The sequence below is a fragment of the Fodinicola acaciae genome (genome assembly GCF_010993745.1).
Lineage (GTDB): Bacteria > Actinomycetota > Actinomycetes > Mycobacteriales > HKI-0501 > Fodinicola > Fodinicola acaciae.
In genome coordinates, this window is record NZ_WOTN01000003.1 from 1,530,399 (window position 1) to 1,556,861 (window position 26,463).

The following is a 26,463-nucleotide window of genomic DNA, read 5'->3' on the forward strand; positions in this document are numbered from 1 at the left end:
CCCGCTACAGCCCGAAACTGTCACACCCCCCTGCCAAATTTGGCCCCCACCCAGATCGGGTGGGGGGTGGGTTCGCGTTGGAAACTTGCATACATAGAAGTTGATCTTGACGTACGCCCCAGTAGCACTATCGGTCACTCTGGTCACACAGGTCACATGGTCGATGCACGCATGGCCCCCTTGCGTGCGCCCAGTGCACGTAAGGGGGCCATGCGTGCATGCCAGAGATTCATAAAGGCGACATTTAGCGCTATAGACCTGCGTTTCAATTTCGAACTTATCTAAGTAACCACGCGAACCCACCCCCCGCCCGTTTTGGGTGGGGGCCAAATTTGGCAGGGGGGTACGACAGTTTCGCGTTGTAGCGGGTAGTTCAGGGGGTGCGGGAGGCGCGCCAGCGGGAGACCAGGCCGGTTGGGGCCACGTCCTCGACGGTGAGGGCGTAGCCGATGTGGTCGCGCCACGCGCCGTCGATGTGCAGGAAGCGTTTGTGCAGCGCCTCCTCGCGGAAGCCGAGCTTTTCGACGACGCGGCGGCTGGCGGCGTTTTCCGGGCGGATGTTGACCTCGATGCGGTGCAGGCCGGCGGCGGTGAAGCCGTGGTCGACGACGAGCGCGAGCGCGGTCGGCATGATGCCGCGGCCGGCCAGCCGGCCGTCGACCCAGTAGCCGACCGAAGCCGAGCAGAACGCGCCGCGTACGACGTTGGAAAGGGTGATCTGGCCGGCGAAGGCGCCCTCGTACGCGATGACCCACGGCAGCGTGTCGCCGGATCGTGCGCCGCGGCGCAGCGAGCGCAGCAGGTTGGGATACTGGCTCACGTCGTTGGCGACCCGCCACGGCTGCGGCCGGGTCGGCTCCCAGGGTGCCAGCCATCGCTCGTTGGCCAGCCGCACCTCGCTCCACGCACGCGCGTCACGGCCGCGATGCGGTCGCAGCGTCACTGGGCCTTCGGTGAGGGTCGCGGGCCATCCCGGGTGTCGGTACACAGCCGGCTATCGTCGCCGATCGAACAACAGGACGTCCACCGAGGTCCCCGCCGGCGCGGTGGCGATACGTTCGCCGAGCACCATCAGCGCGTTCGCGGCGGCCAGTCCGGACAGCAGATGTGGCCCTCCGGCCAGCGGCGTCGCCGTGTAGCCGCCGCCGCGCCGCTCGGTCACGTACGCCGGCCGAAACTCGCGATAGCCGCGCGGCGAGGACACCGTCTCGGTCAGGTGCGCCTTCACCGACGGCCGGAACACCGGCTCGGCGCCGGACAGGCGCTGCAGCACCGGGCGTACGAGCACCTCGAAACCGACCAGCGCCGAGCCGGGGTCGCCCGGCAGGCAGATCACCGGCGTACGCTCCTCGCCGATCCGGCCGAAGCCGAAGATCTGCGACGGATAGACGGACACGTCGGTGAACACCACGCCTTCGCGCGAGAGGGTGCGGCGGACCATGTCGCCGGGACCGCTGCCGGTGCCGCCGGTGAGGACGACCAGGTCGGCGCGGATCGTCTGGTCGTCCAGCAGCGAGCGCAGCTTCTCCGGGTCGTCCGGGCTGATGCCGACCCGGAAGGCCTGCGCGCCGGCCTCCACGGCCGCGGCCGCCAGCGCGTGCGAGTTGGCGTCGACCACCTGGCCCGGCGAGCCGACCCGGCCGGTGGCGACCAGCTCGTCGCCGGTCGCGACCGCGACCATCCGCGGCCGCGGCCGTACGGCGACGTGGTCGATGCCGGAACCAGCCAGCAGGCCGACGACGGCCGCCGAGACGTACGTGCCGGCCGGCAGCATCACCGAGCCCGCCGGCACGTCCTCGCCGGTCCGGCGGACGAACGAGCCGCGCCGCGGTGGCTCGGCGATCTCGATGGTGACCAGGCCGCCGTCGGTCCACGCGGTCGGCACGACGGTGTCGGCGCCGGCCGGCAACGGTGCACCGGCGGCCACCGAGAAGCAGCTGCCGCCGGTCAGCCGGGTCGGCTTCCAGGAGGTGGCGCTCACGTCACCGATGACCGACAGGCGCGCGGGCAGCCGCTCGCTGGCGCCGGAGACGTCGTCGGCCCGCAGCGCGTACCCGTCCACCGCGGCCATGTCGAACGGAGGCAGCGGCCCCGGTGCCTGAACGTCGGTCGCCAACACGCCGGCGTGCGCGTCGTGCAGCGCCAGGTCGAACGGCCGGAGCGGGACGATCTCGCTCAGCACGCCGGTCAGGTAGTCGGCCAGGCCGACCCCTGCCGTCCCTTCCTCCGCGTTCATAAGCCCCCCAAATCGGTCAAACCATCAACCTACCCCGCGCTGCCGGCCCCCGAGTCGAACGTCGAGTTGAAACCACTATCCACATAGGACTTCAGCCAGTCACGGAAGTCGGGGCCCAAGTCGTCGCGATCCGCCGCGAGTTTCACCACAGCACGCAGGTACGACTGGCGGTCGCCGGTGTCGTAGCGGCGGCCGGAGAACAACACTCCGTGCACCGGCGTGCCTTCGTTGGCCATGGTCGCCATCGCGTCGGTCAGCTGGATCTCGCCGCCGCGACCCGGCTGCGTACGCGCGATCACGTCGAAGATCTCGCCGGGAAGGACGTACCGGCCGATCACCGCGAGGTTGCTCGGCGCGTCGGCCGGGTCGGGTTTCTCTACCAGCTCGGAGATCGCGACCACGTCCTCCTGCTCGGTCGGCTTGGCGGTGGCGATGCCGTACAGCTTGGTCTGCTCGCGCGGCACCTCGATGAGGCCGACGACGATGCCGCCGGTGTCGGCCTGCAGGTCGAGCATCCGCGGCAGCAGCGGGTCGCGCTCGTCGATCAGGTCGTCGCCGAGCATCACCGCGAACGGCTGGTTGCCGACATGCGCGGCCGCGCAGAGCACAGCGTGGCCGAGGCCGAGTGGCTCCGGCTGGCGGGAGGTGTGGATGGCCGCGAGGTCGCACGGCCGGCGGATCGCGTCCAGCAGGTCGTCCTTGCCGGATTCGGCGAGAGTCTGTTCCAGGTCGAGCTTACGGTCGAAGTGGTCCACCATCGACGACTTGCCGCGGCCGGTCACCAGCAGCACGTCGGTGAGCCCGGAGGCGGCCGCCTCCTCGACGATGTACTGCAACGCCGGCTTGTCGACGACGGGAAGAAGCTCTTTCGGCACCGCCTTGGTGGCGGGGAGGAATCGGGTCCCGAGCCCGGCGGCCGGGATGACAGCCTTTCGGGCGCGGGTACGCGTACGTGTCTCAGGCATGCGAGCAGGCTATGGCATGTGCCGCCGACGCCGGTGGACGCGGTACGTGGCGACCACCTGACTCCCCCGCACGTCGCAAACTACCCGCTACAGCGCGAAACTGTCGTACCCCTCGTGTTATCTGGCCCCCACCCACATCGGGTGGGGGGTGGGTTGAGAGGTTCCAAACTGACAGAAATTGATCTTGGTCGCGTCGTCATTGAGCGCTAAATGCCACCTTTGTCCGGTTGGCTGATGCACGCAAGGCCACCTTGCGTGCACTGGACGCACGCAAGGGGGCCATGCGTGCATGGCGACTTGTGACTGGTGTGACTAAAGATGGCCAAGTGGCTGGCGAGTCGCGTGCGGCGAAGTCCAAGATCAATTTCGAACTCATCCAAGTTTCCACGCGAACCCACCCCCCACCCGATCTGGGTGGGGGCCAAATTTGGCAGGGGGGTACGACAGTTTCGCGCTGTAGCGGGTAACTAGCGTTGGACTCGGCGGGGTGCGCCGGCGACGCGCCAGGTGTCGCGGCCGTCGGCTTTGGCGGTGACCAGGGCGCCCTCGGCGGCTTCCAGCAGGTCTTCGGGTGCGGTGCCGTGTTGCGGATAGAGGGCCACGCCGACCGACACGGTCACGCGTACGGACAGCTCCGTCGGCCGGCGCGTCGGGTCGGAGGCCGGCAGGGTGATCGGGGTCGAGCGCAGCGACATGCAGATGCGCCGCGCCGCGGTCTGCGCGCCGGCGCTGTCGGCCTCGGGCAGCAGCAGGACGAAGGCCTCGCCGCCCTGCCGGAAAGCCATGTCGACCTCGCGTACGGCCGCGCGCAGGCGATGCGCGAGCTCGGCCAGTACGGCGTCGCCGACGGTGTGGCCATACTGCTCGTTCACCGCCGCGAACCGGTCGACGTCGACGGCCAGCACGGCCAGCGAGCGCTCGAACCGCGACGCGCGCTCGATCTCGCGCTTCAGCGACACCCGCAGATAACGGTAGTTCCACAGGTCCGTCAGCGGGTCGGCCAACGCCAGCCGCTCCGCCTCCGAGTGCAGCAGCACGTTCTCCACCGCGACCGCCGCCTGGCCGGCGAACGTACGCAGCGTCACCAGGTCGCCGTCGTCGAAGTCGTCGGCGCCGAGGCGGTCATAGAGCGCCAGTACGCCGAGCAACCGGCCGCCACCCGCGCGACTGCCGCCGGCGCCGCGGCCGCTGCCGGAGAACGGTACGGCGATGTAGGTCTGGCAGCGCGGCTCCACCGGCGCGAGGTCGGTCGCCGGGTTACGTACCCGTCCGTGCCGTGGCTCGCCGCTCTCGGCGACCCCGCCGAGCACGCCTTCGCCGATCGCCAGCCGCAGGTCGCGCGGGTTGACACCGCGGCCGGACAGGTTCTGGCCGGACTGGCCGACCAGCGTCCCCGGCCAGCTGCCGTCGCTGCGGTCGACCAGCAGCACCACGCCCGCCTGCGCGCCAGTGGCCGCCATCGCGGTCTCCAGGATCACCTCGAGAATCCGGTCGAGGTCGTGCGTCGACGACAGCGTGTCGCCGAGCAGCGCCAGGTTGCCACGCAGCTGGTCACGGCTGACGGTCAGCGCGGTCACGTACGACTGCATCTCGCGGGTCATCCGGTTGAACGTGCTGGCCAGCTGGCCGACCTCGTCGCGGCCACGGACCGGTACGCGCGCGTCCAGGTCACCGGCCGCCACCCGCTCGGCCGCGCCGGCGACCTCGATGATCGGCGCCGTGGTCGTACGCGCCAGCCGCCAGGCGACCAGCACGGCGATCACGATCACCAGCAGCACGATCAGGATCAGCAGGCCGTACAGGCCCTCCTGCGGCTGCCTCGGCGTGCTCAGCGCCAGCAGCAGCGGCTGTCCGCGCTGCGGCTTCACCGCACGCACCATCAGGCCACCGTCGGCCTGCGTGGCCGGCAACGCCGGCATGGCCAGCAGGTCGCCGACCGCCGCGGCGACCGCCATGCCGTCGCCGGGCAGCGTGGACAGGCCCGGCGCGCCCTTGTCGGCGAGCGCCGTCACGTCGACCGACGCCGTACGGGACAGCTGCGTGAGCAGTGCCTCGTTGAGGATGAAGGCCGCCTCGACGGTGCCGGCCACCGCGCCGGTGGACGTACGCAGCTGCACCGATGCCGCGATGCCCGGCTGGGTCGTCCGCGAGGGCCGCGCCGGCGGGTCGACCGCGCAGTTGGCCGGGAACGACAGGGCCGTGCCGCCGCTGGCCACCTGGCCGCCGTTGGCGTCCCGTACGACCACGGCGTCGGCGAGCGCCTGCCGCAGGACGGTGTTGATGGCCGCCGGCCGCTCGGACTCACCGGCCGTCGCCACGATCGTCGCGGCGGCCAGCGCACTGCGGCAGAGCTGCGAAACCGTGGTGGACACGGTGCTGCCGGCCAGCTGCAACCGGTCGGCGGTGCGCTGGTCGGTGACCCGTCCGACGCTGATGCCGACGAACACCGCACCGAGCACGAGCGGTCCGAGCACGATCGCCAGGAAAGCGGCGGTGAGCCGGGCGCGCATCGTCACCACATGCCTCCTTAGCAACCGGACCAGCACCACCTGCGATGATCGGAGCGTACGCGGGTGGGAGGGCAGACTACGCACATGACCCACTTCGCCAGGAAGCACACGCTGCGCCAGGAGCTCTCGGCCAGCCGGCGAGGCAGGCCGGCCGCGGCGCGCGAGGCCGACTCGGCGCGGATCGTCGCGACGTTGTGCACCGAACTCGCCGACATCGGCACCACGGTGGCCGCGTACGTGCCGGTCGGCGCCGAGCCTGGTGGCGACCTGCCCGGCACGTTGCTCGAGCGCGGATTCGCGGTGCTGCTTCCGGTGTTGTTGGCCGACGGCGACCTCGACTGGGCCACCTGCCGGTCGACCACCGACCTGGCGCCGGCCGGTCGTGGCCTTCGCGAGCCGCTCGGGCCACGGCTGGGCACCGACGCCATCCGTACGGCCGACGCGGTCGTCGTGCCGGCGGTCGCCGTCGGCCTGGACGGCTCGCGGCTCGGTCGCGGCGGCGGCTCGTACGACCGCGCGCTCACCCGCGTGTCGGCCGACACGCCGGTCGTCGCGCTGGTGTACGACGACGAGCTGGTGGACAGCCTGCCGACCGAGGCGCACGACGTGCAGGTCAACGCGGTGGTCACGCCGTCACGCGGCTGGCTGGACCTCCCGGCCGCCTTCGGCCTGACCGGATCAGGTTGAATGCCACACCGTGATCCGCTGGACGAACGCCGTCCTTTGACGCACCATTAGCACTCGGAGAGTTCGAGTGCCAGTTCCGGAGGAACCCCGTGCCGACATACCAGTACGCCTGCACCGAGTGCGGTCACCGTTTCGAGGCGGTGCAGGCATTCACCGACGACGCGCTGACGACCTGCCCCAACTGCTCGGGCAAGTTGCGCAAGGTGTTCTCCGCGGTCGGCGTGGTGTTCAAGGGCTCCGGCTTCTATCGCACCGACTCGCGCTCGTCCAGCACCGCCTCGACGCCGGCCAGCAGCTCGAATGGCTCCAAGGACAGCGGCAGCACGTCCACCTCGTCGACGAGCACGTCGTCCGACACCAAGTCCAGCACCAGCAAGCCGGCCGCCACCAGCGCCTCCGCGAGCTGACCGCTCCTTAGCACGGAACGCCACCACAAACGGGTTGTCCACAGCGGGATCGGCTGTCCACAGATTCCGGTCGCCGCGGCCAAACCGGCCGATACGCGGCATACGGTGACCGGCATGCGACTGTTCACCCGCGACGACGAGCGGCTCGACACGGCACCCTGGCGGTTTCGCCTGCCGCGGCCCAGCCGGGCGCTGCGACCGCTCGCGGCGGCCGCGCTGGTCTGCCTGGCCGCGCTCGTCCTGCTCTCCGCCAACGACACCGCCGGCCAGCCGACCGCTGCCGCTCCGAAGCCGAAAGACAGCCGCGCGGCCGTCCCGAGCGGCCTTGTCGGCGTGACAGTGGAGGTCTCGTCCGCGGCCGCGGCCACGCTGCGGCCAGGCGACCACATCGACCTGCTGGCGACCGCGGCCGACACGACCACCGTCGCCGAGTCGGCGTTGGTGCTGGCCACCGGCGCCAGTCAGGTTTTCGTTGCGGTGCCGCGAGAAGCCGCCACCCGGATTGCCGCAATCCCGGCAGATGCCCGAATAACCGTCACCGTACGCTCCCCTTAGCAATCGCCTAAGGGAGGAAAGCGAAGATGCTGAGGGGTTTCAAGGAGTTCATCCTGCGCGGCAACGTCGTCGAGCTGGCCGTCGCGGTCGTGATCGGTTCCGCCTTCAACGCGGTGGTGACCTCGGTGGTCGACAACCTGATCAAGCCGCTGATCCAGCTGGTGCCCAGCGTCGGGCCGCAGGGTGGCCTGGTGCTGCGGCACAACCCCGGCGGTGCGGACGTGGTGCTCGGCTATGGCAACGTGATCAACGCGCTGATCACCTTCGTCCTCATCGCCGCGGTCGTCTACTTCGCCTTCGTGCTGCCGATGAACAAGCTCGCCGAGATGCGCGCCAAGGGAAGGGAGCCGGAGCCGGAGAAGGTCAGCGAGGAGGTGGCGCTGCTGCGCGAGATCCGCGACTCACTCGCCCGCCGGCAGGACTGACGGTCGCATGGCCACCATGCGTGCGCCGGACGCACGCATGGTGGCCATGCGGACATCCCGTCGGCCGGGCGTCACCAGTGTGGCGGACGCTCCTCCAGCAGCCGGTCGTCGCGGCTGTCCCGGCCGTAGCGCTCACCCCAGCCCTCGTCGCGGTCGTCGCTGGTCTGGTCGGGGAGGATGTCGATGTCGTCGTCCAGCTGCACTTCGCGGTCCCCGTCTGGCGCGCTCATGCGGGCTCCTCAGCAGTTCAAGTGGTGGACACGGGACGGTTCTGTGACACTACGACTGTCCGTTATTGATCACGTGCCGGCGACGTCCAGGCTACTGACACGGATGTCGGGCCACTGTGACTGCCGGCACCAAGAGGGGGTCCTTTCCATGAGCATGTTCGACGATGCGAAGAAGTTCATCGACGAGCACGACGAGCAGGTAGACCAGGTCCTGGACAAGGCCGGCGAGTTCGCCAACGAGAAAACCGGCGGCCAGTACGGCGACCAGATCCAGCAGGGGGTCGACTTCGCGCAGCAGCACACCGGCGACGGAGACACGACGCAGGGACAGCAGGACCAGCAGCAGTAGGACCACCGCGGAAGGGACCCGAGCGCGCTCGGGTCCCTTTTGCTATGGCGTCAGCTCCAGCGTGTCCACCGCCGACGCGCGTACGGCGCCGGCACTGAACGGCATCGGCCGCAGCTCACCGCGTTGCCACAGCGGCGTCTGGTCGCCGTAATGGTCGGCGTAGGCGTGACCGGACACGCCGGTCAGGTCGATCCACCTCGACCGGTCCAGATCGGCGGTGTCCACGATCATCCGCATCGACGGCACGCTGGCCACCGCGTAGCCCTTGGCGGCGATCCAGCCGGTCGCGTCGACCAGGCCGCCACCACCGCCGACCGCGTACGGACCGCGGTTGAACAACGCCTCGATCGGCGCGATCCCGGAGTTGCCCAGGCTCGCGTTGCGCAGCGTCAGCTGGTGCATCCGTCCCCACTGCCAGCCCTTCGGGTCGGCGCCCTGGCTGTCGGCCAGCTCGGTCGCGGCCTCGGTCATCGCGCGCGCCAGGATGTCGTCACGGCTCTCGACCCGCTTCGTGCCGCGTACGTCCCACCACGGCGACCGCGGATCCGCCAGCAGCGCTTTCACGACCGCGAACCACCGCTCGTTGCCGACGACACTTTCGCGGTCGTACGCCGGGATGTCGTCGTAGAACGTGTCGGCGAGCAGGTGCCGCCAGGTGGCGTTGAAGAAAGCACCGGCCGCCGAGCCGGCCGGCTGCTGGAAATCCCAGCCACGCAACAGGTCCTGCGCCCGCGCGGCGAAACCGGTCAGCCGGATCCTCAGCAGCGCCGGCACGACGTCGACGGCGTTGCCGTTGCGCGTGTCCATCTGCATGCGCTGCACATCGGCGACACTCACCTTCGCGCGTGAGGTGATCAGGTCGCGGATCCGCTGCGACCGATAGCCGTATTCCCAGTCGGTGGTCAGCAAATACGGATAGCCGGGGCCGACGACCGCCTGGTTGGCGGTCACCACGAAACCCTCCTGCGGGTTCAGCACGCTCGGCAGCGCGTCGTACGGAATGCGGCTTTTCCAGTCATAGCGCGGATCCCAGCCCGGCGCCGGCCACCGGCCGTCCCCCAGGCCACGGACCGGGATGTCACCAGGCGCCTGATAGCCGATGTTGCCGTCCACGTCCGCGTACACGAGATTCTGTGCCGGTACGGCGAAAAGCCGCGCCGCCTCGCGGAACTGCGGCCAGTTTTGCGCCAGCGCCATCGAAAAGACGGCGTCCATGGTGCGGCCGGCGTCCAATGCCGTCCAGCGCAACGACACCGCGGTCGTCTTCGACGCGCGCCGTACGCCCGGATCGACGTCGGACATCAGCGGGCCGTGACCCGTGCTGCGGACTGTGACGACCCGCGAGGAGCCGCCGGCGATCCGGATCGTCTCCTTACGTGTCTGCAGCGGCCGCCATTCGTCGCCGACCTGATACCGCGTGCCGTTCAGCTTCTCCAGGTAGAGATCAGCGACGTCCGGACCGAGATTGGTGAATCCCCAGGCGATCCGCTCGTTGTGTCCGATGACGATCCCGGGTACGCCGGAAAAACTGTAGCCGAGCACGGAAAACGGGCAGCCGGCCGAGACCGTCCGGCAGTGCAGGCCCATCTGGTACCAGATCGACGGCATGCCGGGACCGAGGTGCGGATCGTTGGCCAGGATCGGTTTTCCGGTGGTCGTGCGCGAGCCGGCGATCACCCAGGAATTCGACCCGATGTCGGCGGAGGTCCCGGGGCCGAGCAGGTCCAGCGCGCGAAAAGCCTTCGAAACTCCGGAAAAAGCAACAGCCGGCTGTACGGTCGCCGAGCGGAACGTGCCGTTCCGCACGCCGCCGCCACCGACGATCGGCGCGTGTTCCGCAAACGGATATGCCGGCCACAGCTGCTCGATGCGGTCCCTCGACAGGCCGGCGGTGAGCAGTTGTGCGCGGTCCAGCTCGGCGATCAGGTTGGACCGCAGATCCCACGCCATCGCCTTCAGCCAGGCGACCGAGTCGACCGGTGTCCACGGCTCGATCCGGTAGTCCGGTGCGGTGATTTTCAACACACCGTATTCGAGGCTGGCCGCCAGGCCCTGGTGCGTCCGGAGATACGCGTTGACGCCGGCCGCGTATGCCTGCAGGTAAATCTTTGTCCGCGCGGACAACAGGCCAAATTCGCGCTCCGCGACCCGCCGCCATCCCATCGTCCGCACGGCCGCGTCGGTGTCCACCTGGCTCGCGCCGAACATCTCCGACAGCCGGCCAGCGGTGACATGCCGGCGGAAGTCCATTTCCCAGAACCGGTCCTGCGCGTGCACATATCCCTGGGCACGGAAAAGATCCGTCGCGGTCGACGCGTACAGCTGGGGCACGCCACCGGCGTCGCGGCTGACCGTGACCGGCGCGGACAGGCCCGGCACGGAGACACTGCCGGACGTCTGCGGAAAAGACGCGCGTACGGCGATCGTCCCCCCGCCGACGGCGAAGGCGCCGACCAGCAACAACACCGCGAGAATGCCGCACATCAGCCGGACGGCGACCCGTCCCCACCGTTTCATGACGCCAACATAAGGCCCGGCACCGACAGGCCGTACGAATGGGACAGATCGCTTCACTCCGCAGTCATGGGATCACTGCGCGCCGAGAAGTTGTCAGACCCGCGTGTTAACGTCACGGCCACCGCGGACGATGTTTTCGGTGTCCGCGGCGTCAAAAAACGCGTGCTGAGCAGGTGCGCTGGCAGTGACCGTCGGGGGCCAGGACCATGCGGCGCCGGAAGGCCGGCACCGCGCGTCACGAGTGCCCGAGGAGTGCTCATGAGCGGCCGTCGGCGCCGCCGGACCCTGCGTGGTGCGGCCGTGCTCCTGGCGCTGTGCGCGTTCCTCGGCACGAGCGCCGGTCCGGCGGTGGCCGATCCGAGCGCGGAGCCGTCGGTGGCCGCGTGGTCGTCCGGTCCGTGTGCCGGCGACACCGGCGTGACGGTGGTCGCCGACTTCACGCCGTTCCGGTCCGGCCGGCGGTTCGGTGACACGCCGGTGGTGCGCCGCTGCGACCACGGCACGCCGGCCACCGCGATGCGGGCGCTCGCTGACGTTGGTCTCGACGTGACGCGCGGCACGGACGGCTATCTGTGCCGGATCACCGGCCTGCCGAAGGTGGCCGACGACGCCTGCACGGGCGCGAGCGGCGGCCGGCCCGGCTGGGCCCTGTCGGTGCCCAACGCCGACCGTACGGTGTGGACCTATCCGGCGGAGACCGCCGATCGCTATCACCCGGCGGCCGGTGGCGTGGTGGCCTTCTCGTACGGCACCGGCACGACCAACCAGCCGTCGGTCAGCGTCGCCGGCGCGGCACAGCCGGCGTCCGCGCCGGCCGCGATGGACCCGCCGACGCCGTCCGGCACTCCCGGCGGACCGAGCTCGCAGAGCGCGCCAGCGCCGGCATCCGCCGCGCGCGCCGCCACCTTCCTGGCCGACGACCTGCGCCGCGGCGGCCACACGTTCCCGGCGGCACCGGCCGGGCTGGTCGCCGACGCGATCCTTGCCCTGCACGCGGCCGGCGTCGCGCCGGACGAGGCGAAGGCCGCGACGGCACGGCTGCGTACGCAGACCGCCGCCGATCCGCAGCTGACCGCGAAGCTTCTGCTGATCGCCGTCGCCCAGGGCATCGACCCGCGACACTGGTCGGCGAGCGGCCGGCTCGCCGACCTGGTCAGGGCGGTGGCCGCCGGCGTCGACCGCACCGGCCGATACGGACCCGACACCGCGTCGCAGGCGTACGGCGTCGTCGCGCTGAGCAGGGCCGGAGCGGCTGCCCTGGCGGTCGCGTACCTGCTGCGTCAGCAGTGTCCCGACGGCGGCTTCCGCGCCACCGCTCAAGGCAGCTGCGCGTCGAGCGTCGACGGCACGGCGATCGCCACGTGGTCGTTGGCGGTGGTCGGCGGCCAGGACGCGGCCGTGCAACGCGCGGCGAGCTGGCTGACCAGCCACCGCGACTCCACCGGCGGCTTCGGCGTCGCCGGCAGCACCGGCCTGGCGGCGCGTGCGCTGGCGGCGGCCGGCGCGACACCACCGGGCGCGTACGCCGGCTGGCTGGGATCGCTGCAGGTGCCGGCCGCCCTGCCGACCGTCCTGCGGGGCGCCATCGCCGCCTCGCCGGCCGACTTCGCCGCTGTGAAGACCGGTCTCGACGCGTACGCGAAGTCGCCGGCCGGCCTGGCGCGGCTGCGCCAGACCACCGCGCTGGCGGTGCTCGGCCTGGCCGCTCCGTCAGCGCGACACGCTGGCGGCGCGGCGGCACCGGCCGCCGGTTCTGGAGGGCGCGCGGGCGCCAGCCGGCCACACGACGCGGCCGGCCCGCCGGCACGGCCGATGACCTCGTTGCCGGAGACCGGTCCGGCGGTCGTACCGATGCTGGCCATCGGCGTGCTGCTCGTGCTGCTCGGCGTGGCCTGCACGCTCAGTCCTGGTCCGGATCCATCCAGCGAGCTGGTCGCCTGGATCCAACGGCGAGCCCAGCGCTCGGCCAACACTTCCTGATCAACGGCATACTCCAGGTGGAGGCGGCCGGCCCTGACCGGCCGCTACCGTGACCAAGTGCTCAAAGAGGATCTACATCGGGGGCTCAGCTCCGCCGAGGTCGCGCAACGGATAGCCGACGGCCGCACGAACGACGTGCCGACCAGAGCCAGCCGCAGCGTCTGGGACATCGTACGCGGCAACGTCTTCACCAGGATCAACGCGATCTTCGGCGTACTTTTCCTGCTGATCGCCTCCACCGGCTTTTTCATCGACGGCGTCTTCGGCCTGCTGATCATCGCCAACAGCGTGATCGGCATGATCCAGGAGCTGCGCGCCAAGCGGACGCTCGACCGGCTCACCATCGTGGGCCAGGCCAAGCCACGCGTACGCCGCGAGGGCGTCAGCACGGAGGTGGCGCCCAACCAGGTGGTCGCCGACGACGTGATCGAGATGGCGGCCGGCGACCAGATCGTGGTGGACGGCGAGGTGCTCGGCGCCGAGGCCCTGGAGGTCGACGAGTCGCTGCTGACCGGTGAGTCCGACCCGGTCGTGAAGCGCGCCGGCGACCAGGTGATGTCCGGCAGCTTCGTGGTCGCCGGCGGCGGCACCTACCGGGCCACCAAGGTCGGCAAGGAGGCGTACGCGGCCAGGCTCGCCGAGGAGGCCAGCAAGTTCACCCTGGTCAACTCCGAGCTGCGCAACGGCATCAACCGGATCCTGCGCTTCATCACGTATCTGCTGATCCCGGCCGGTGCGCTGTCGATCTACAACCAGCTCTTCTCCGGTCAGCAGCAGTGGCGCGAGGCCGTACGCGGCATGGTCGCGGCGCTCGTGCCGATGGTGCCCGAAGGCCTGATCCTGATGACCGCCATCGCCTTCGCGGTCGGCGTGATCCGGCTCGGCCAGCGGCAGTGCCTGGTCAACGAGCTGCCGGCGATCGAGGGGCTGGCCAGGGTCGACACGGTGTGCGCGGACAAGACCGGCACGCTGACCGAGAACGCGTTGCGGCTGACCGAGGTGCTACCGGTCGGCAACGGCGAGCCGGCCGAGCGGGCACTGGCCGCGCTGGCCGCCGCCGACTCCCGGCCCAACGCGAGCCTGGCCGCGATCGCGCAGGCCTACCCGGAGGCGCCTGGCTGGCCGGTCGAGGCGGTGGCGGCCTTTTCGTCGGCGCGGAAGTGGAGCGGCGCGAGCTTCGGCGAGCACGGCAACTGGGTCCTCGGCGCCCCGGACGTGTTGCTGCCGGCGGACAGCGGCGAACGTGCCGAGGCCGAGCGGATCGGCTCGCGGGGTTTGCGCGTACTGCTGCTGGCGAAGGCCGCACAGAAGGTGGACGTCGCCGGCGCTCCCGGGGTCGTCACGCCGGTCGCGCTGGTGGTGCTGGAGCAGAAGGTGCGGCCGGACGCCAAGGACACGCTCGACTACTTCGGCGAGCAGAACGTCACGGTCAAGGTGATCTCCGGCGACAACGCGCTGTCGGTCGGCGCCGTGGCCACCGCGCTGGACCTGCCACACGCGGACCGGCCGGTCGACGCGCGTACGCTCCCCGAGGAGCCGGAGCAGCTGGCCGAGTCGGTGGAGAACGGCACGGTCTTCGGCCGCGTGACGCCGGCGCAGAAGCGGTCGATGGTCAAGGCGCTGCAGTCCAAGGGCCACACGGTCGCGATGACCGGTGACGGCGTCAACGACGTACTGGCGCTCAAGGACGCCGACATCGGCGTGGCGATGGGGGCCGGCAGCCCGGCGACCCGGTCGGTCGCGCAGATCGTGTTGCTGGACAACAAGTTCGCGACGCTGCCGCATGTCGTCGGCGAGGGGCGGCGGGTGATCGGCAACATCGAGCGGGTCTCCAACCTGTTTCTCACCAAGACCGTCTATTCGGTGCTGCTGGCGCTGCTGGTCGGCATCCCGGGCCTGATCGGCCTGGACGCTCTGCCGTACCCGTTCCTGCCCCGGCACGTGACGCTGACCGGCTGGTTCACCATCGGCCTGCCGGCGTTCGTACTGTCGCTGGCGCCGAACAACGAGCGCGCACAACGCGGTTTCGTCGGCCGGGTCATGCGGATGGCGATCCCCGCCGGCCTGGTCATCGCGGTCGCCTGTTTCGTGTCGTACGTGCTGGTCTACGACGGTCGCGGCGCCAGCCAGACCAACGTGGTGCAGGCCAGCACGACCGCGCTGATGACGCTGATCGCGATCGCGCTGTGGGTCCTGATCATCGTGGCGCGGCCGTACGTCTGGTGGAAGGTCGCGCTGATCGCCACGATGGTGGTGCTGTCGGCGGTGATGTTCGTCCTGCCGCTGAGCCAGAAGGTCTTCCAGCTCGACCCGAGCAACGGGTCGTACACGTTGACCGCCTGTGTGTGTGCGGTGGTCGGCATCGTGCTCATCGAGGCGTTCTGGTGGATCGACGGCTGGCTGCGCAAGGAAAAGCGCCGCCTCTTCGCCGCCTAGCGACGACGCAATCGGAATCCGATTGCGTCGTCGGATGCCGGCTGACCTGCGGCGATGCGGCCACCGGTGACACTCGGACAGCCGATCTGGCGCCCGAATGCGACTTTGTCGACCGGTTTTCCCGCCGGATCGGTCAACAAGGTTTCCAATTGGATGCGCCGGCCGGTCACACACGGCGGGGGCCACGCGGAAACCGTCGCTCGCGGGTGTGAGACTGGTGCGGTGGTCAAGCGTGTGCTAGGAGCTGTCGTCGTCGGCGGGTTGCTGCTCGCCGGGTTGTTGAGCGGTTGCGGGCTGGCGCCGGAGCCGCGGCCGAGTGGCAGTCCGCACAGCACGGCGATCCCGACCGTGCCGCCGAGCTCGCAGATCCCCGGCGGCCAGGCGTGGTGGCCGTACGTCGTCTTCGGTGTGATCGTGCTGGTGTTGATCCTCATCGGCGTGGCACTGGCGACCGCGCCGAAGCGCCCGAAGCCGCCACGGCCATGAGCACTCCGGCGCGCACCGACAGCCCCGTCCACGTGCCGACGGTGCTGGCCGCGGCGCTGTTGGCCGCGGTCGCCGTCGCCGCGATCGCACTGTGGACCGGCGGCGCGGTGACCAACCAGGTCCCCGGCCTGCCGGATCCGGGACCGCTCACCATCTGGGCCCTGCCGCTGTCGACGGTGCTCGGCCAGCTGGCGGCCGCGACCACGGTCGGCGGCCTCGCGGTCGCCGCCTTCGCCATTCCGACGCAGCACGCCGACAACGGCCGCCGCGTGTCCGCGCACGGCTATCTGATGCTGCGTACGGCTTCGGTCGCCGCGATCGTCTGGGCTCTGGCGACCGCCGCGCAGCTGTGCTTCACGCTGTCCGACCTGCTCGGCCAGCCGGTCACCCAGGCGCTCAACCGCACGTCGCTGGTCAGCTTCGTCAGTACGGTCGAGGTCGGCCAGACGCTCACGGTCATGATGGTGGCCGCGCTGCTGATCGCCACGGCCTCACGCATCGTGTTGTCGGCGACCGGCGCCGCGGTGCTCGCCGTGTTGTCGGTGGCCGCCGCCATGCCGCCGGTGTTCAGCGGCCACGCGGCATCGGCCGGCAACCACCAGATGGCCGTGTCGACGATGATCCTGCACGTCGGCGGCGTACTCGTCTGGACAGGCGGCCTGATCGCGCTGCTGCTCTGCCGGCGGCTGCCGACCCCGGCGCTGTCCGCCGCCGCGCACCGCTACTCCAAGGCCGCGCTGGCCGCGTTCGTCGTGGTCGGCCTGAGCGGCGTGGTCAACGCGACCGTACGCGTGCAGTCGTGGGGCGCCCTGTTCGGCACCGGCTATGGCCGGATCGTCATCCTGAAGTTCCTGGCGCTGGTGTCACTCGGTGTTTTCGGCTGGTGGCACCGAAAACGTACGCTGCCCGCATTGGCCGACGGTGCGCGCGGCGCGTTCGTACGGCTCGCCGCGGTGGAAGTGCTCGTCTTCGCCGCCACGGTCGGCCTGGCCGTCGCGCTGTCGCGTACGCCGCCGGCCGGCGTGCCGGAGGAGCTCGACCGCACCGGCGCGCTGCTCGGCTTTCCGATGCCGGGGCCGGCGACGCTGGAGAAGATGGTCTTCAACTGGCTGCCGGAGCCGCTGTTCATCGCCGTGTCGCTGGCCGCGATCGGTTTTTACCTGGCCGGCGTGTGGCGGCTGCGCAAGCGCGGCGACCGCTGGCCGGTGTCGCGTACGGCCTGCTGGGTCGCCGGCTGGCTGATCGTCATCGTCGTGACCTCGAGCGGTCTCGCGCGCTATGGCTACGTACTCTTCAGCATCCACATGATCCAGCACATGACGCTGGCGATGCTGGCGCCGGCGATCATGGTGCTCGGTGGACCGATGACGCTGGCGCTGCGCGCGCTGCCGCCGTCGACGGACAAGGACCTGCGCGGCCCGCGCGAGTGGCTGCTGTGGGCCACCGGGACGCCGGTCGCCAAGCTGCTGACCAATCCGCTGGTGGCGCTGACCTTGTATGTGGCGTCGTTCTATGCCATGTATTTCACCGGTCTGTACGAGCAGATGTTGCGCTCGCACGCGCTGCACCTGCTGATGTTCACGCATTTCCTGGCGGCCGGCTATCTGTTCTTCTGGATCCTGATCGGCGTCGACCCGGCGCCGCGGCCGCTGCCGTATCCGGTGCGCATCCCGCTGCTGTTCGTGTCGATGATCTTCCACGCGTTTTTCGGCCTGGCGCTGATGCAGACGGCCACGCTGTTGGCCGCCGGCTGGTACGAGTCGCTGGTGCGCACCTGGGGTGCGACGCCGCTGGCCGACCAGCAGGTCGGCGCCGGCATCGCGTGGGCCTTCGGCGAGCTGCCGAGCCTGGTGATCGCGCTCGCGTTGCTCTACCAGTGGATCCGCTCCGACGAACGCGAGCAGCGCCGCCTCGACCGCGCCGCCGACCGAGCCGAGGCCCGCGCAGCCGCGCGCGGTGACGCCGAGCCGGCCGAGGACGACCAGGACGCTCTCGCCGCGTACAACCGCCGGTTGAAGGCGCTGGCCGAAGCCGACGACCGTACGCGCCAGCGCCATTAGCGGTCCGGTACCGTTGTCAGGTCTGGCCTCGTAGCTCAGGGGATAGAGCACCGCTCTCCTAAAGCGGGTGTCGCGCGTTCGAATCGCGCCGGGGCCACCAGCCAATGCGCCGCAGGGACTCCCTACGTGCGTGGTGAGACCTGCGTGCATGGCTGTCGGCGGTCGAGAATGCACGCATGCGTGTCCTTGTGGTGACTGGGCCGCCAGCAGTCGGGAAGACGACCGTTGGCCGCATGGTCGCCGGCGGTCGTGAGCGATGTGCTTTCGTTGACGTCGATGACATCCGGCACCTGGTGGTCGCTGGACACGCAGCGCCATGGGCCGGCTCTGAGGGCCGGTCGCAGCAGCGGCTCGGCGTGTTGAACGGTTGTGCCTTGGCGCGCACCTTCGTACGCGAGGACCAACGAAGGGGGCGTCGATGATCGGACGGATGCATCACGTCGTGATCGACTGTCCCGATCCTTCGGTGTTGGCGGAGTTCTATTCGGCTTTGTTGGGGAAGCCTGTCACCTATCGCAGCGCCGACTGGGTCGTGGTCGCCGACAACGACACCACTTCGGGTCTGGCGTTCCAGCGAGCGCCAGGCCATCGGCCGCCGGTCTGGCCGGACAGTGCGTCGAGCCAGCAGTTTCATCTCGACATCATGGTCGACGACACGGAAACGGCCGGTGAGCGCGTGATCGCTCTCGGAGCCACCAGGCTCACCGGCACCGACGTTTACGCCGACCCGGCCGGACATCCGTTCTGCCTCATCCCGCGACCTCACTGGGCTCCGGCCATCGAACGGCATCCGGGTCAGCCGGTGTGACGCGTTTGTACGTCGGCGGCGACGGCGAGCAGGGCGCCCAGGACGCGTTGCACGGACAGCCGCTCGGCTTTGTCCGGCCGCATGATCGCCGACACGTGGCGCGTCGACGGAATGTCGGTGAGCGGCCGCAGCACCAGGCCGCAATCGGTCGGAGTGGTGAACCGCGGCAGGATGGCGAGTTGCCGGCCGCTGGCGACCAGTGACTCGATCAGCCGGTTGTCGCGCAGCCGCTGCGCGATCCGCAGCTCGGCGCTGGTCGCCTGCTCGATGGCCCGCAGGACGCTGTCGAACGGAAAGCCTTCCGGTACGCCGATCCACTCGGCGTCGACCACGTCCGCGGCGGTCAGCGCCGGCCGTACGGTCAGCGGATGGTCGGCGGCCATCGCCACGTCGAGGGGTTCGCGTGCCAGGGATACGACGGTGAGGCGCTCTGTGCCGGCCGGCCGCGGTCCGGCCAGGCTGTGCGCGATGACGATGTCGCTGTCGGCGGCCAGGCCGGCGAACTCGGCCTCGGCGATGTCGAAGTCGCTGAACCGCAGCGTGATCGCCGAGCCGGCCAGCTCGCGGATCGCGCCGGCGAACAGGAAGGTGGCCGCGCTCGGCAGCGCGGCGATCGTGACCGTGCCGGCGGGACCGCCGCGGAACGCGTCCCACTCGGCTTGTACGCGCTCGATCGCGGCGGCCACGCTCGCGCCGCCGTCGGCGAGCAGCCGGCCGGCCTCGGTGAGCCGCAGGCCGCGGCCGGACGGCTCGACCAGCCGCATGCCAAACTCGCGCTGCGCCGCCTTGAGCTGCTGAGACACCGCAGACGGCGTACGGAAGGTCGCCTGCGCGACGGCGGTGACGCTGCCGCGCTCGGCCAACTCGCGGAGCAGCTCGAGATGCCGCGTATCCATGAAGCCAGACTACAGAGTGCCTGTCTCATTTATTGATTGTGCTTAACGTACGGCTCGGATGAACATAGCGGCATGCCTATGCGCCACCGCCTCGTCGCTCTGTCCGTCGCCGTCATGTGGGGTTTGAACTTCATCGCGATCGACGCCTCGCTCCAGCAGTTTCCGCCGATGTTCCTGGTGGCACTGCGCTTTGCGTTGATCGCGATCCCGACGATCCTGTTCGTGCCCCGTCCGCGCGTACGGCCGCGTTGGCTCATCGGCTATGGCGTCGGCTTCGGCGTCCTGCAGTTTCTCTTCCTCTACTGGGGAATGGCCGCCGGACTGCCGGCCGGCCTCGCGTCGCTGGTGCTGCAGGCATCCGCGCCGTTCACCGTCGTGCTCGGCGCGACGTTCCTGCGCGAACGCCTGAGCGGACGCCAGGTCGTCGGCATCCTGGTCGCGGTCGGCGGCCTGGCGGTGGTCGGCTGGCAGCGCGCCGAGCACGCCACCGTGCTGCCGTTCCTGCTGGCACTGGCCGCCGCGCTCGGCTGGGCGATCGGCAACATCTGCAACCGGCAGGCCGAGCCGGACAAGCCGTTCCACCTGACCATGTGGATGTCGGTCGTGCCTCCGCTGCCGATGCTCGGCGTCTCCCTGCTGGTCGAGGGACCGGCGCGGATCGGCACCTCGTTCGCCTCGCTGGCCAGCCCGGCCGGCATCGCGGCGGTCGCCGGGCTCGCGTACACGGTGGTGATCGGTACGGTGGTCGGCTCCGGCATCTGGACCTGGCTGATGACCCGCCATCCGGCCGGCGTCGTCGCGCCGTTCTCGATGTTGGTGCCGGTCGTGGGCATGAGCGCCGCGTGGGTCATCCTCGGCGAGAGCGTGACGATCCCGGAGCTGGCCGGCGCCGCTCTGGTCGTCGTCGGCGTGCTGCTCGGTTCACTGCGGCGCGGCGTGAGCCGTACGCTCGCGAGCAGCGAGGCCGCCGCCGAAGAAGTGCTGATCTGAGACTGTCAGCGCGGTGGCCAGTTACGCAGGAGTGTGTCCAGCGCGTCCAGCGTGCGTGACCAGGAAGCGTCCGCGGCGCGCGGAGTCTGCGCGAACCCGCCGGCCTGCTCGAGGCTCGCATAGCCGTGGAAGGTGCTGCCGAGCAGTCGTACGGCGTCGGTCTCGTCCGGCTCGGCGAGCCGATAGCCGCGCAGGATCGCGCGCGTGAGCTCGGAGTGCCGGGTCGCCGGACCGGCCACGGTCGGGCCGAGCTCCAGCAGTATGGACGCGTAGCGGCCGGGATGCGCCTTCGCATAGTCGCGATAGGCGTTGGCGAAGGCGACCAGGGCCTCCTTTCCCGAGCGGCCGGCCAACGCGGCCGCGGCGTTGTCGGCGAGCTCGGTCAGCGCCAGCGCCGCCACGCGCGTACGCAGCTCTTGCAGGCTGCGTACGTGCGAGTAGAGGCTCGCGTCCTTGACGCCGAAGCCGCGCGCGAGCGCCGAGACCGTGACGTTGTCGAAGCCGATCTCGTCGGCCAGCTCCGCCGCCGCTTGGGTGAGACGTTCGGCGGTCACTCCAGCGCGCGGCATCCACTCTCCTAGCAGGTTTAACCATTTGCCTAATGTCTCTAGGCTACCTAACGTCGATGGCATGAGACCAGTGACCGAACGCGAGATCCGCGACTCGTTCGTCAACTGCACGAAAGGCGAGGCGAAGCGACTGGCGGTCCCCAAGGACCTCGACGCGCGGCCGTGGGACGACCTGGACTTCCTCGGCTGGCGCGACCCCGGCGCGCCGGACCGTGCCTATCTGGTGATGGAGTCCGGCGACGGGTACGTCGGCGTCGCGCTGCGCAAGGCGGCCGCACCGGCCGGCCAGCGGCGGCGCAACATGTGCTCGCTGTGCCTGACCACGCACGGCGGCGACGGGGTTTCCCTGATGACGGCTCGAAAAGCCGGTCGCGGCGGCGCGCAGGGCAACTCGGTCGGCACGTACATCTGCACCGACCTGGCCTGTTCGCTCTATCTGCGCGGCAAGAAACCGGTGGGTCTCGGCGGCCGGCCACCGGAATCGCTCACGGTCGCCGAGAAGGCCGACCGTACGCTGGCCAACCTGTCCGGCTTCGTCAGGCGAGTCGTGGACTGACTGGCGGAGGTGTCGAGTTCGCGCCAGGCTGTTCGTCCTTGGACGGAAAGGAGCGCGGATGAAATACATGCTGCTGATCTACGGATGCCATCCGCCGGGTCCCGGCGAGGCCGGCTTCGAGGAGGCGGTGGCCAGGATCAACGCCTTCGCCGACGAGTGCCGGCGGCGCGGTGTCCTGGTCGCCGGCGATCCGCTGAAACCGGTCGAGACGGCGACGACCGTACGCGTGCGGGACGGCCAGACACTGATGACCGACGGGCCGTTCGCCGAGACGCACGAGCACCTCGGCGGCTACTACCTCCTCGACTGCGCCAGCCTCGATGAGGCGCTGGAGCTGGCAGCCGCGTGTCCGTTCGCGGCGATGGGGTCGGTCGAGGTGCGTCCGCTCGCGGTCGTGCCCGAGGTCGACAACCGGCCCTGATGGACGCCGTCGAGCGCGTGTATCGCGCGGAGCGCACGCGGATGCTGGCCGCGCTCGTACGCGCGCTGGGGGACGTCGAGCTGGCCGAGGAGACCCTGCAGGAGGCCTGCGCGCAGGCGATGACCAGTTGGGCGGCCGGGCCGCCGGACGATCCGGTCGGCTGGCTGGTGACGGTCGCGCGCAACCGCGGCGTCGACTGGATCCGCCGCGCCGAGGTCGGCCGCCGCAAGCAGCAGGCCGCGGCCACCCGGGAGGTGGTGCCGATGGACCTGGATCCGAGCCGCCTGGTGAGCGTCGGCGACGACCGGCTGAGCCTGCTGTTCGCGTGCTGCCATCCGGCGTTGGCGATGCCGGCGCGCGTCGCGCTGACACTGCAGGTCGTCGGCGGACTGACCGCGGCGCAGATCGCCCGCGCTTTTCTGGTCGGCGAAACGACTTTGGCGCAGCGGCTGGTACGCGCCAAACGCAAGCTGCGCGACGCTGGCGCGTCTTTCGAGGTGCCGCCGGACCATCGGCTGCCGGAGCGGCTGTCCGGCGTACTCGCGGTCATCTACCTGATCTTCACGCACGGCTACACCGGTGACGACGGCGAACTGCGCGCGGAGGCGATCCGGCTCGGAAAGCTGGTCGCGACTCTGATGCCGGACGAGGCCGAGGTCTTCGGTCTGGTCGCGCTGATGTCGTTGCATGACGCGCGAAGCGCCACTCGCTACGACGTGTCCGGCGACCTGGTGTTGCTGGACGACCAGGATCCGGCGCGATGGGACCAAAAACAGCTCGCCGAAGGCATCGGCGTCCTCGACCGCGCGTTGCGCCACGGCACGGCCGGACCGTACGTGCTGCAGGCGACGATCGCCGCGATGCACGCGCAACCGCCGACCGACTGGAGCCGCGTTTGCGGACTGTACAAGGCATTACTGGCGATCGACCGGTCGCCGGTGGTGGCGCTCAACCACGCGGTCGCGGTCTCGATGCTCGACGGTCCGGCCGCCGGCCTCGCGCTCGTCGACGACCTCGACCTGAGCTCGTACCACCTTTTTCACGCCGTACGCGCGGATTTCCTGCGCCGCCTCGGCCGGCGCGAGGAGGCCGCCGACGCCTACCGGCGCGCGCACGAGCTGGCCGGGCAGCCGGCCGAACGACGTTTTTTGGCTCGCAGACTGATAGAACTGGACGAGAGATGCGACTGACAGTGCTCGACCGCGGACACCGCCTGCCGGCGCGGATGTTCATGGGGATGACCTCCCGGATGTCCGGCACCGAGACCGCCGACGTGCTCAAGATGCTGTTGTACCGCCCGGAAATCCTCGGCCGGCCGGTGCTGTCGCTCGCGGCCATGTCGATGCGCGGGCCGTCCTTCTGGACCGCCGGCGAGCGCGAATACATGGCGGCGAAGACGGCGACCTGGCACCAGTGTCCGTTCTGCATCGAGACGCACACCGAGCTGGTGCGGCTCGCCTCCGACGGTCAGCTCGACGCCAGCTCCGTACGCCCGGAACTGGCCGCCGCGTTGACTTTCCTGGAATCGGTGAGCATGCGGCCGGACGAGCCGGTGACGCGTCCGGAGCTGCCGGACCAGGCGATCACCGAGGCGCTGAACGTCAACCTGATCTGGAACATCGTCAACCGGATGGGGAACGCCTTCGGTTTCCTGCTCCGCGACGGACAGCTGGAGCCCGGCACGCGTGCGCTGCACCGGTTTCGCTATCGGATGCCGGGTTTCGTGACCGGCGGCCGGAGTGCCGATCCGGTCGGTGAGCTGCGCCGGCTCGTACGTCCCGTGCCGCCGGAGCTGGCCGATTATGCGGCTCTGGTCAGGGATTCCTCGTACAAGATCACCGAGACGACCATCGACGACCTGAAAGGCGCCGGCCACAGCGAGGACGAGATCTTCGAGACCACCGCCTCCGCCGCGACCGGCGCCGCGCTCGCCAGTTATGACAGGTGCTGACCCGGCTCGCGGCCGAGAAAGGCGAGCAGCTTGGTCTGCTCGTCGGCGTCCGGGGCGACCGGGACCGGCGGCCCGAAATAGCCCGGCTGGCGCGAGCCACCCAGATGCTCCCGTGACCACTCCAGCGCCCCCGGCAACAGCTCCGGGTCCAGCCGTACGTCCAGGCCGGCCGCGTGGCCGATGTCCCAGCTGTGCGCCAGGAAGTCGGTCACCAGCAGCTCGACCATGCCGGCGACCGGAAGCGTCCCGAGGCCCGGCAGCGTGAGCATCCGGCGGAGCGACTCGTCGGTCAGCGTCGCGTCGGCTTTCTCACGAGCGTCCCGGAAAGTCGCCACCGGATCGTCACCGGTCAGCTCGCCGGGATGTGGCGAGCCGGGAAAGCCGGTCGCCGAGTGGAACTCCTCGCCGGTGGCCCAGGCGCGCAGCTGGAGCTGCGCCCAGATCACGTGTCCGGCGACGTCGCGGATCGTCCACTCCGCGCACGTCGACGGCTGGTCCCACTGGTCGGCGCCGATCTTGGCAAGCACCGTGTCGAAGCCATCCTGCGCGCGTTTGTACGCTGTGGCGGTCTGCATCTGCACTCCTTGGTCGGGAACACTCGTACGGTCCAAGGACGAACGGCCGTGGCCGAACTCGACGTCGTTATTTCACCAGCTGCCTGACCTCGGTCGCGGCGAAGCGTACGAAGGCCGGCAGGTCCGGATCCTCGGAGGTGTGCTCGAGGACCACGGTGTCCGCGCCGGCGTCGACCAGGTTGCGCGCGGCCTGCGCCACGGACTCGGCGGTGACGCCGTCCGCGTACTCCTCGATCGGCCGTTCCTTCCACATTTTCAGCTCGGCGGCGATCCGTTCGCTGGCGTCGGGACCGGTCGCCGCGTGCAGGTAGACGACGATCTCGTGGTGATCCGTGCGGCCGGCGGCGGCGCGGCCGGCGTCGATCAGCTCGCGCGCCCGGCGTACGGTGTCCGGCCGTGCGCTGGCGTCCAGGACCGTGCCGTCGGCGACCTCACCGACGAGCTTCAGCGTCTTGGGCCCAACCGCCGCGGCCAGCACGGCCGGCGCCGAAGACGGCGGCCAGTCGAGCGTGACATCGTCGAGTTTCACGTATCGTCCATCGGTCGTGACACGTTCGCCCCGCAGCAGCGCGCGCATCGCGTTCGCGTATTCACGCAACAGCGTCAGCGGCGACTCGACGCGCGCCGACACCTGCGCCATCCACGGCTGGTTGCCGTGACCGATCGCCGGAATGAAACGGCCGCCGAACATCCGGTGCATCGCCGCGGTTTCCATTGCCATCAGGCCGACATTGCGCAGCGGCACCGGCATGACACCGACACCGACCCGCAGCCGCTCCGTCCACGCCAGCGCTGCCGCGGCGGAGGAAAAGCCGCCCTGGAAAAAGCAGTCCTCCCACAACCACAGCTGTTCGAGGCCGGCGTCGTCGGCCGCGCGTACGACATCGCGAAGCTGCTCCGGCGGGACCTGCGGACGACACACGGCACCAATCGATGTCATGCGCTCCTTCCTACCTGACCTGCAATCGCCCGGACAACCGGGTTAGATTGCTGGCGTGCCAACGGATGCGGGCCCGACGCTGCCGGCCGACAGTCACGTGCACAGCGAATGGTCGTGGGACGCGGCGGCCGGTTCGATGGAGCGGACGTGCGCGCGAGCGGTCGAGATCGGCCTGCCGGCGATCGCGTTCACCGAGCACGCCGACCACACCAGCTGGATCCTGCCGGCCGGCGTCGTCGAGCATCTGGACAACCTGATCGTGGACGGCGTACTGAATCCGCCGCCGTTCGACGTCGACGGATATCTGGACTGCCTGCAACGCTGCCGCGACCGGTTTCCGAGCCTGCCCATCATCAGCGGTCTGGAAATGGGCGAACCGCACTGGCACAAGCAACAGGCGGCGCGGCTGCTGCGGGCCGGGCAGTTCGACCGCGTGCTCGGTTCGTTGCACTGCCTGCCGTTCGGCGAGCGGTTTTCCGAGCCACCACACCTGTTCGCGCACCGACCGGCAGCCGAGGTGGTGCGCGAATATCTCGCCGAAATTCCGCGGCTGATAACGGAGTCGGACGCGTTTGGCGTGCTGGCGCACATCAACTATCCGATACGTTACTGGCCGGCCGAGGCCGGCCCTTTCGACATCGCGGACTTCGAGGATGAGTTTCGGCACGCGCTGCGCGTACTCGCCGACGCCGATCGTGCCTTGGAAGTCAACACAAGAATGCCTTTTAGTGCAGGCCTCGTACGCTGGTGGCGCGAAGAAGGCGGGAAAGCGGTCACTTTCGGAAGCGACGCGCATTCGCCGGAGGCTATCGCAAAGGGTTTCGTTGAGGCCGCGGCAATGGTCGAGGCGCACGGCTTCCGGCCGGGCCGTCATCCGTACGACGTCTGGTCGGCGTGAGGAAACGCCCCGCACT

At 70.0% G+C, this 26,463-nt stretch carries 26 protein-coding genes and 1 tRNA gene; 17 read left to right on the plus strand and 10 right to left on the minus strand.

Annotated elements, in window-relative coordinates; all coding sequences use genetic code 11:
- Window positions 1–373: 373 nt before the first annotated feature.
- From GNX95_RS33405 to GNX95_RS33420, 4 genes are all read right to left on the minus strand, one after another.
- Window positions 374–943, minus strand: a complete 570-nt coding sequence (locus GNX95_RS33405) for a GNAT family N-acetyltransferase (RefSeq protein ID WP_246281842.1) — start codon at window positions 941–943, stop codon at window positions 374–376.
- Window positions 944–994: 51 nt separating this feature from the next.
- Window positions 995–2,236 (minus strand): molybdopterin molybdotransferase MoeA, encoded by a 1,242-nt coding sequence (locus tag GNX95_RS33410; protein ID WP_163511635.1) that lies wholly within the window; start codon window positions 2,234–2,236, stop codon window positions 995–997.
- Between the two features lie 29 nt (window positions 2,237–2,265).
- Entirely contained in the window at window positions 2,266–3,201 is a 936-nt protein-coding gene (locus GNX95_RS33415) for a UTP--glucose-1-phosphate uridylyltransferase (protein WP_163511636.1), read from the minus strand.
- A 467-nt stretch (window positions 3,202–3,668) separates the two neighbouring features.
- Window positions 3,669–5,711: a diguanylate cyclase gene (locus tag GNX95_RS33420; protein WP_246281882.1), complete on the minus strand. Its 2,043-nt coding sequence runs from the start codon at window positions 5,709–5,711 to the stop codon at window positions 3,669–3,671.
- An 84-nt stretch (window positions 5,712–5,795) separates the two neighbouring features.
- On the opposite strand from GNX95_RS33420, the gene GNX95_RS33425 reads away from it, so the two are divergent.
- The 4 genes from GNX95_RS33425 to mscL all read left to right on the plus strand — a co-directional run bounded on the left by GNX95_RS33425 (window position 5,796) and on the right by mscL (window position 7,785).
- Entirely contained in the window at window positions 5,796–6,398 is a 603-nt protein-coding gene (locus GNX95_RS33425) for a 5-formyltetrahydrofolate cyclo-ligase (protein ID WP_163511638.1), read from the plus strand.
- Window positions 6,399–6,487: 89 nt separating this feature from the next.
- Complete coding sequence (locus GNX95_RS33430) at window positions 6,488–6,805, plus strand: FmdB family zinc ribbon protein (protein WP_163511639.1); 318 nt, start codon at window positions 6,488–6,490, stop codon at window positions 6,803–6,805.
- A gap of 114 nt (window positions 6,806–6,919) precedes the next feature.
- Window positions 6,920–7,360 carry a hypothetical protein gene (locus GNX95_RS33435; RefSeq protein WP_163511640.1) on the plus strand — a complete coding sequence of 147 codons (441 nt, stop codon included), beginning with the start codon at window positions 6,920–6,922 and terminating at the stop codon, window positions 7,358–7,360.
- A gap of 26 nt (window positions 7,361–7,386) precedes the next feature.
- Window positions 7,387–7,785: a large conductance mechanosensitive channel protein MscL gene (gene mscL, locus GNX95_RS33440; protein WP_163511641.1), complete on the plus strand. Its 399-nt coding sequence runs from the start codon at window positions 7,387–7,389 to the stop codon at window positions 7,783–7,785.
- Window positions 7,786–7,856: 71 nt separating this feature from the next.
- On the opposite strand, the gene GNX95_RS33445 is transcribed toward mscL, so the two are convergent.
- A complete protein-coding gene (locus tag GNX95_RS33445) occupies window positions 7,857–8,015 on the minus strand; it encodes a hypothetical protein (protein WP_163511642.1) in 159 nt (52 codons plus the stop codon).
- 148 nt (window positions 8,016–8,163) lie between these two features.
- Between GNX95_RS33445 and GNX95_RS33450 the strand changes: the two genes are divergently transcribed.
- Window positions 8,164–8,364, plus strand: coding sequence for an antitoxin (locus GNX95_RS33450; RefSeq protein ID WP_163511643.1), 201 nt, complete (start codon window positions 8,164–8,166; stop codon window positions 8,362–8,364).
- 42 nt (window positions 8,365–8,406) lie between these two features.
- On the opposite strand, the gene GNX95_RS33455 is transcribed toward GNX95_RS33450, so the two are convergent.
- Entirely contained in the window at window positions 8,407–10,881 is a 2,475-nt protein-coding gene (locus tag GNX95_RS33455) for a penicillin acylase family protein (protein ID WP_163511644.1), read from the minus strand.
- Between the two features lie 258 nt (window positions 10,882–11,139).
- On the opposite strand from GNX95_RS33455, the gene GNX95_RS33460 reads away from it, so the two are divergent.
- The 6 genes from GNX95_RS33460 (at window position 11,140) to GNX95_RS33485 (ending at window position 18,651) form a co-directional block, all read left to right on the plus strand.
- On the plus strand, window positions 11,140–12,861 hold the full coding sequence (locus GNX95_RS33460) for a prenyltransferase/squalene oxidase repeat-containing protein (RefSeq protein WP_163511645.1): 1,722 nt from the start codon (window positions 11,140–11,142) through the stop codon (window positions 12,859–12,861).
- A 57-nt stretch (window positions 12,862–12,918) separates the two neighbouring features.
- Window positions 12,919–15,297, plus strand: a complete 2,379-nt coding sequence (locus GNX95_RS33465; RefSeq protein ID WP_163511646.1) for a cation-translocating P-type ATPase — start codon at window positions 12,919–12,921, stop codon at window positions 15,295–15,297.
- Window positions 15,298–15,519: 222 nt separating this feature from the next.
- Window positions 15,520–15,783 (plus strand): hypothetical protein, encoded by a 264-nt coding sequence (locus GNX95_RS33470; protein WP_163511647.1) that lies wholly within the window; start codon window positions 15,520–15,522, stop codon window positions 15,781–15,783.
- Window positions 15,780–17,843, plus strand: coding sequence for a bifunctional copper resistance protein CopD/cytochrome c oxidase assembly protein (locus tag GNX95_RS33475; RefSeq protein ID WP_163511648.1), 2,064 nt, complete (start codon window positions 15,780–15,782; stop codon window positions 17,841–17,843). The genes GNX95_RS33470 and GNX95_RS33475 overlap by 4 nt, the downstream gene beginning before the upstream one ends.
- A 24-nt stretch (window positions 17,844–17,867) precedes the next feature.
- Window positions 17,868–17,943, plus strand: a tRNA-Arg gene (locus tag GNX95_RS33480).
- Between the two features lie 318 nt (window positions 17,944–18,261).
- Window positions 18,262–18,651: a VOC family protein gene (locus tag GNX95_RS33485; RefSeq protein WP_163511649.1), complete on the plus strand. Its 390-nt coding sequence runs from the start codon at window positions 18,262–18,264 to the stop codon at window positions 18,649–18,651.
- Here the strand turns inward: GNX95_RS33485 and GNX95_RS33490 are convergent.
- Window positions 18,639–19,547 (minus strand): LysR family transcriptional regulator, encoded by a 909-nt coding sequence (locus GNX95_RS33490; protein ID WP_163511650.1) that lies wholly within the window; start codon window positions 19,545–19,547, stop codon window positions 18,639–18,641. The two genes, GNX95_RS33485 and GNX95_RS33490, sit on opposite strands and share 13 nt — an antisense overlap.
- 72 nt (window positions 19,548–19,619) lie before the next feature.
- On the opposite strand from GNX95_RS33490, the gene GNX95_RS33495 reads away from it, so the two are divergent.
- The gene (locus GNX95_RS33495) at window positions 19,620–20,537 is read left to right on the plus strand and encodes an EamA family transporter (RefSeq protein ID WP_163511651.1); all 918 of its coding nucleotides are present in this window, start codon (window positions 19,620–19,622) and stop codon (window positions 20,535–20,537) included.
- Between the two features lie 5 nt (window positions 20,538–20,542).
- Here GNX95_RS33495 and GNX95_RS33500 read toward each other — a convergent pair whose 3' ends face one another.
- Window positions 20,543–21,106: a TetR/AcrR family transcriptional regulator gene (locus GNX95_RS33500; protein WP_163511652.1), complete on the minus strand. Its 564-nt coding sequence runs from the start codon at window positions 21,104–21,106 to the stop codon at window positions 20,543–20,545.
- Between the two features lie 61 nt (window positions 21,107–21,167).
- Between GNX95_RS33500 and GNX95_RS33505 the strand changes: the two genes are divergently transcribed.
- The 4 genes from GNX95_RS33505 to GNX95_RS33520 are packed head-to-tail and all read left to right on the plus strand — an operon-like array spanning window position 21,168 to window position 24,034.
- Entirely contained in the window at window positions 21,168–21,662 is a 495-nt protein-coding gene (locus GNX95_RS33505; protein WP_163511653.1) for an FBP domain-containing protein, read from the plus strand.
- A 58-nt stretch (window positions 21,663–21,720) separates the two neighbouring features.
- Window positions 21,721–22,083: a YciI family protein gene (locus GNX95_RS33510; RefSeq protein ID WP_163511654.1), complete on the plus strand. Its 363-nt coding sequence runs from the start codon at window positions 21,721–21,723 to the stop codon at window positions 22,081–22,083.
- Complete coding sequence (locus GNX95_RS33515; RefSeq protein ID WP_163511655.1) at window positions 22,083–23,273, plus strand: RNA polymerase sigma factor; 1,191 nt, start codon at window positions 22,083–22,085, stop codon at window positions 23,271–23,273. Before GNX95_RS33510 ends, GNX95_RS33515 begins: the two co-directional genes overlap by 1 nt.
- A complete protein-coding gene (locus GNX95_RS33520; RefSeq protein ID WP_163511656.1) occupies window positions 23,264–24,034 on the plus strand; it encodes a carboxymuconolactone decarboxylase family protein in 771 nt (256 codons plus the stop codon). Before GNX95_RS33515 ends, GNX95_RS33520 begins: the two co-directional genes overlap by 10 nt.
- Here GNX95_RS33520 and GNX95_RS33525 read toward each other — a convergent pair.
- Window positions 24,019–24,609, minus strand: coding sequence for a TIGR03086 family metal-binding protein (locus GNX95_RS33525; protein WP_163511657.1), 591 nt, complete (start codon window positions 24,607–24,609; stop codon window positions 24,019–24,021). The two genes, GNX95_RS33520 and GNX95_RS33525, sit on opposite strands and share 16 nt — an antisense overlap.
- 67 nt (window positions 24,610–24,676) lie before the next feature.
- A complete protein-coding gene (locus GNX95_RS33530) occupies window positions 24,677–25,549 on the minus strand; it encodes an LLM class flavin-dependent oxidoreductase (protein ID WP_163511658.1) in 873 nt (290 codons plus the stop codon).
- 55 nt (window positions 25,550–25,604) lie between these two features.
- Between GNX95_RS33530 and GNX95_RS33535 the strand changes: the two genes are divergently transcribed.
- A complete protein-coding gene (locus GNX95_RS33535) occupies window positions 25,605–26,447 on the plus strand; it encodes a PHP domain-containing protein (RefSeq protein WP_222854105.1) in 843 nt (280 codons plus the stop codon).
- Window positions 26,448–26,463 lie beyond the last annotated feature (16 nt).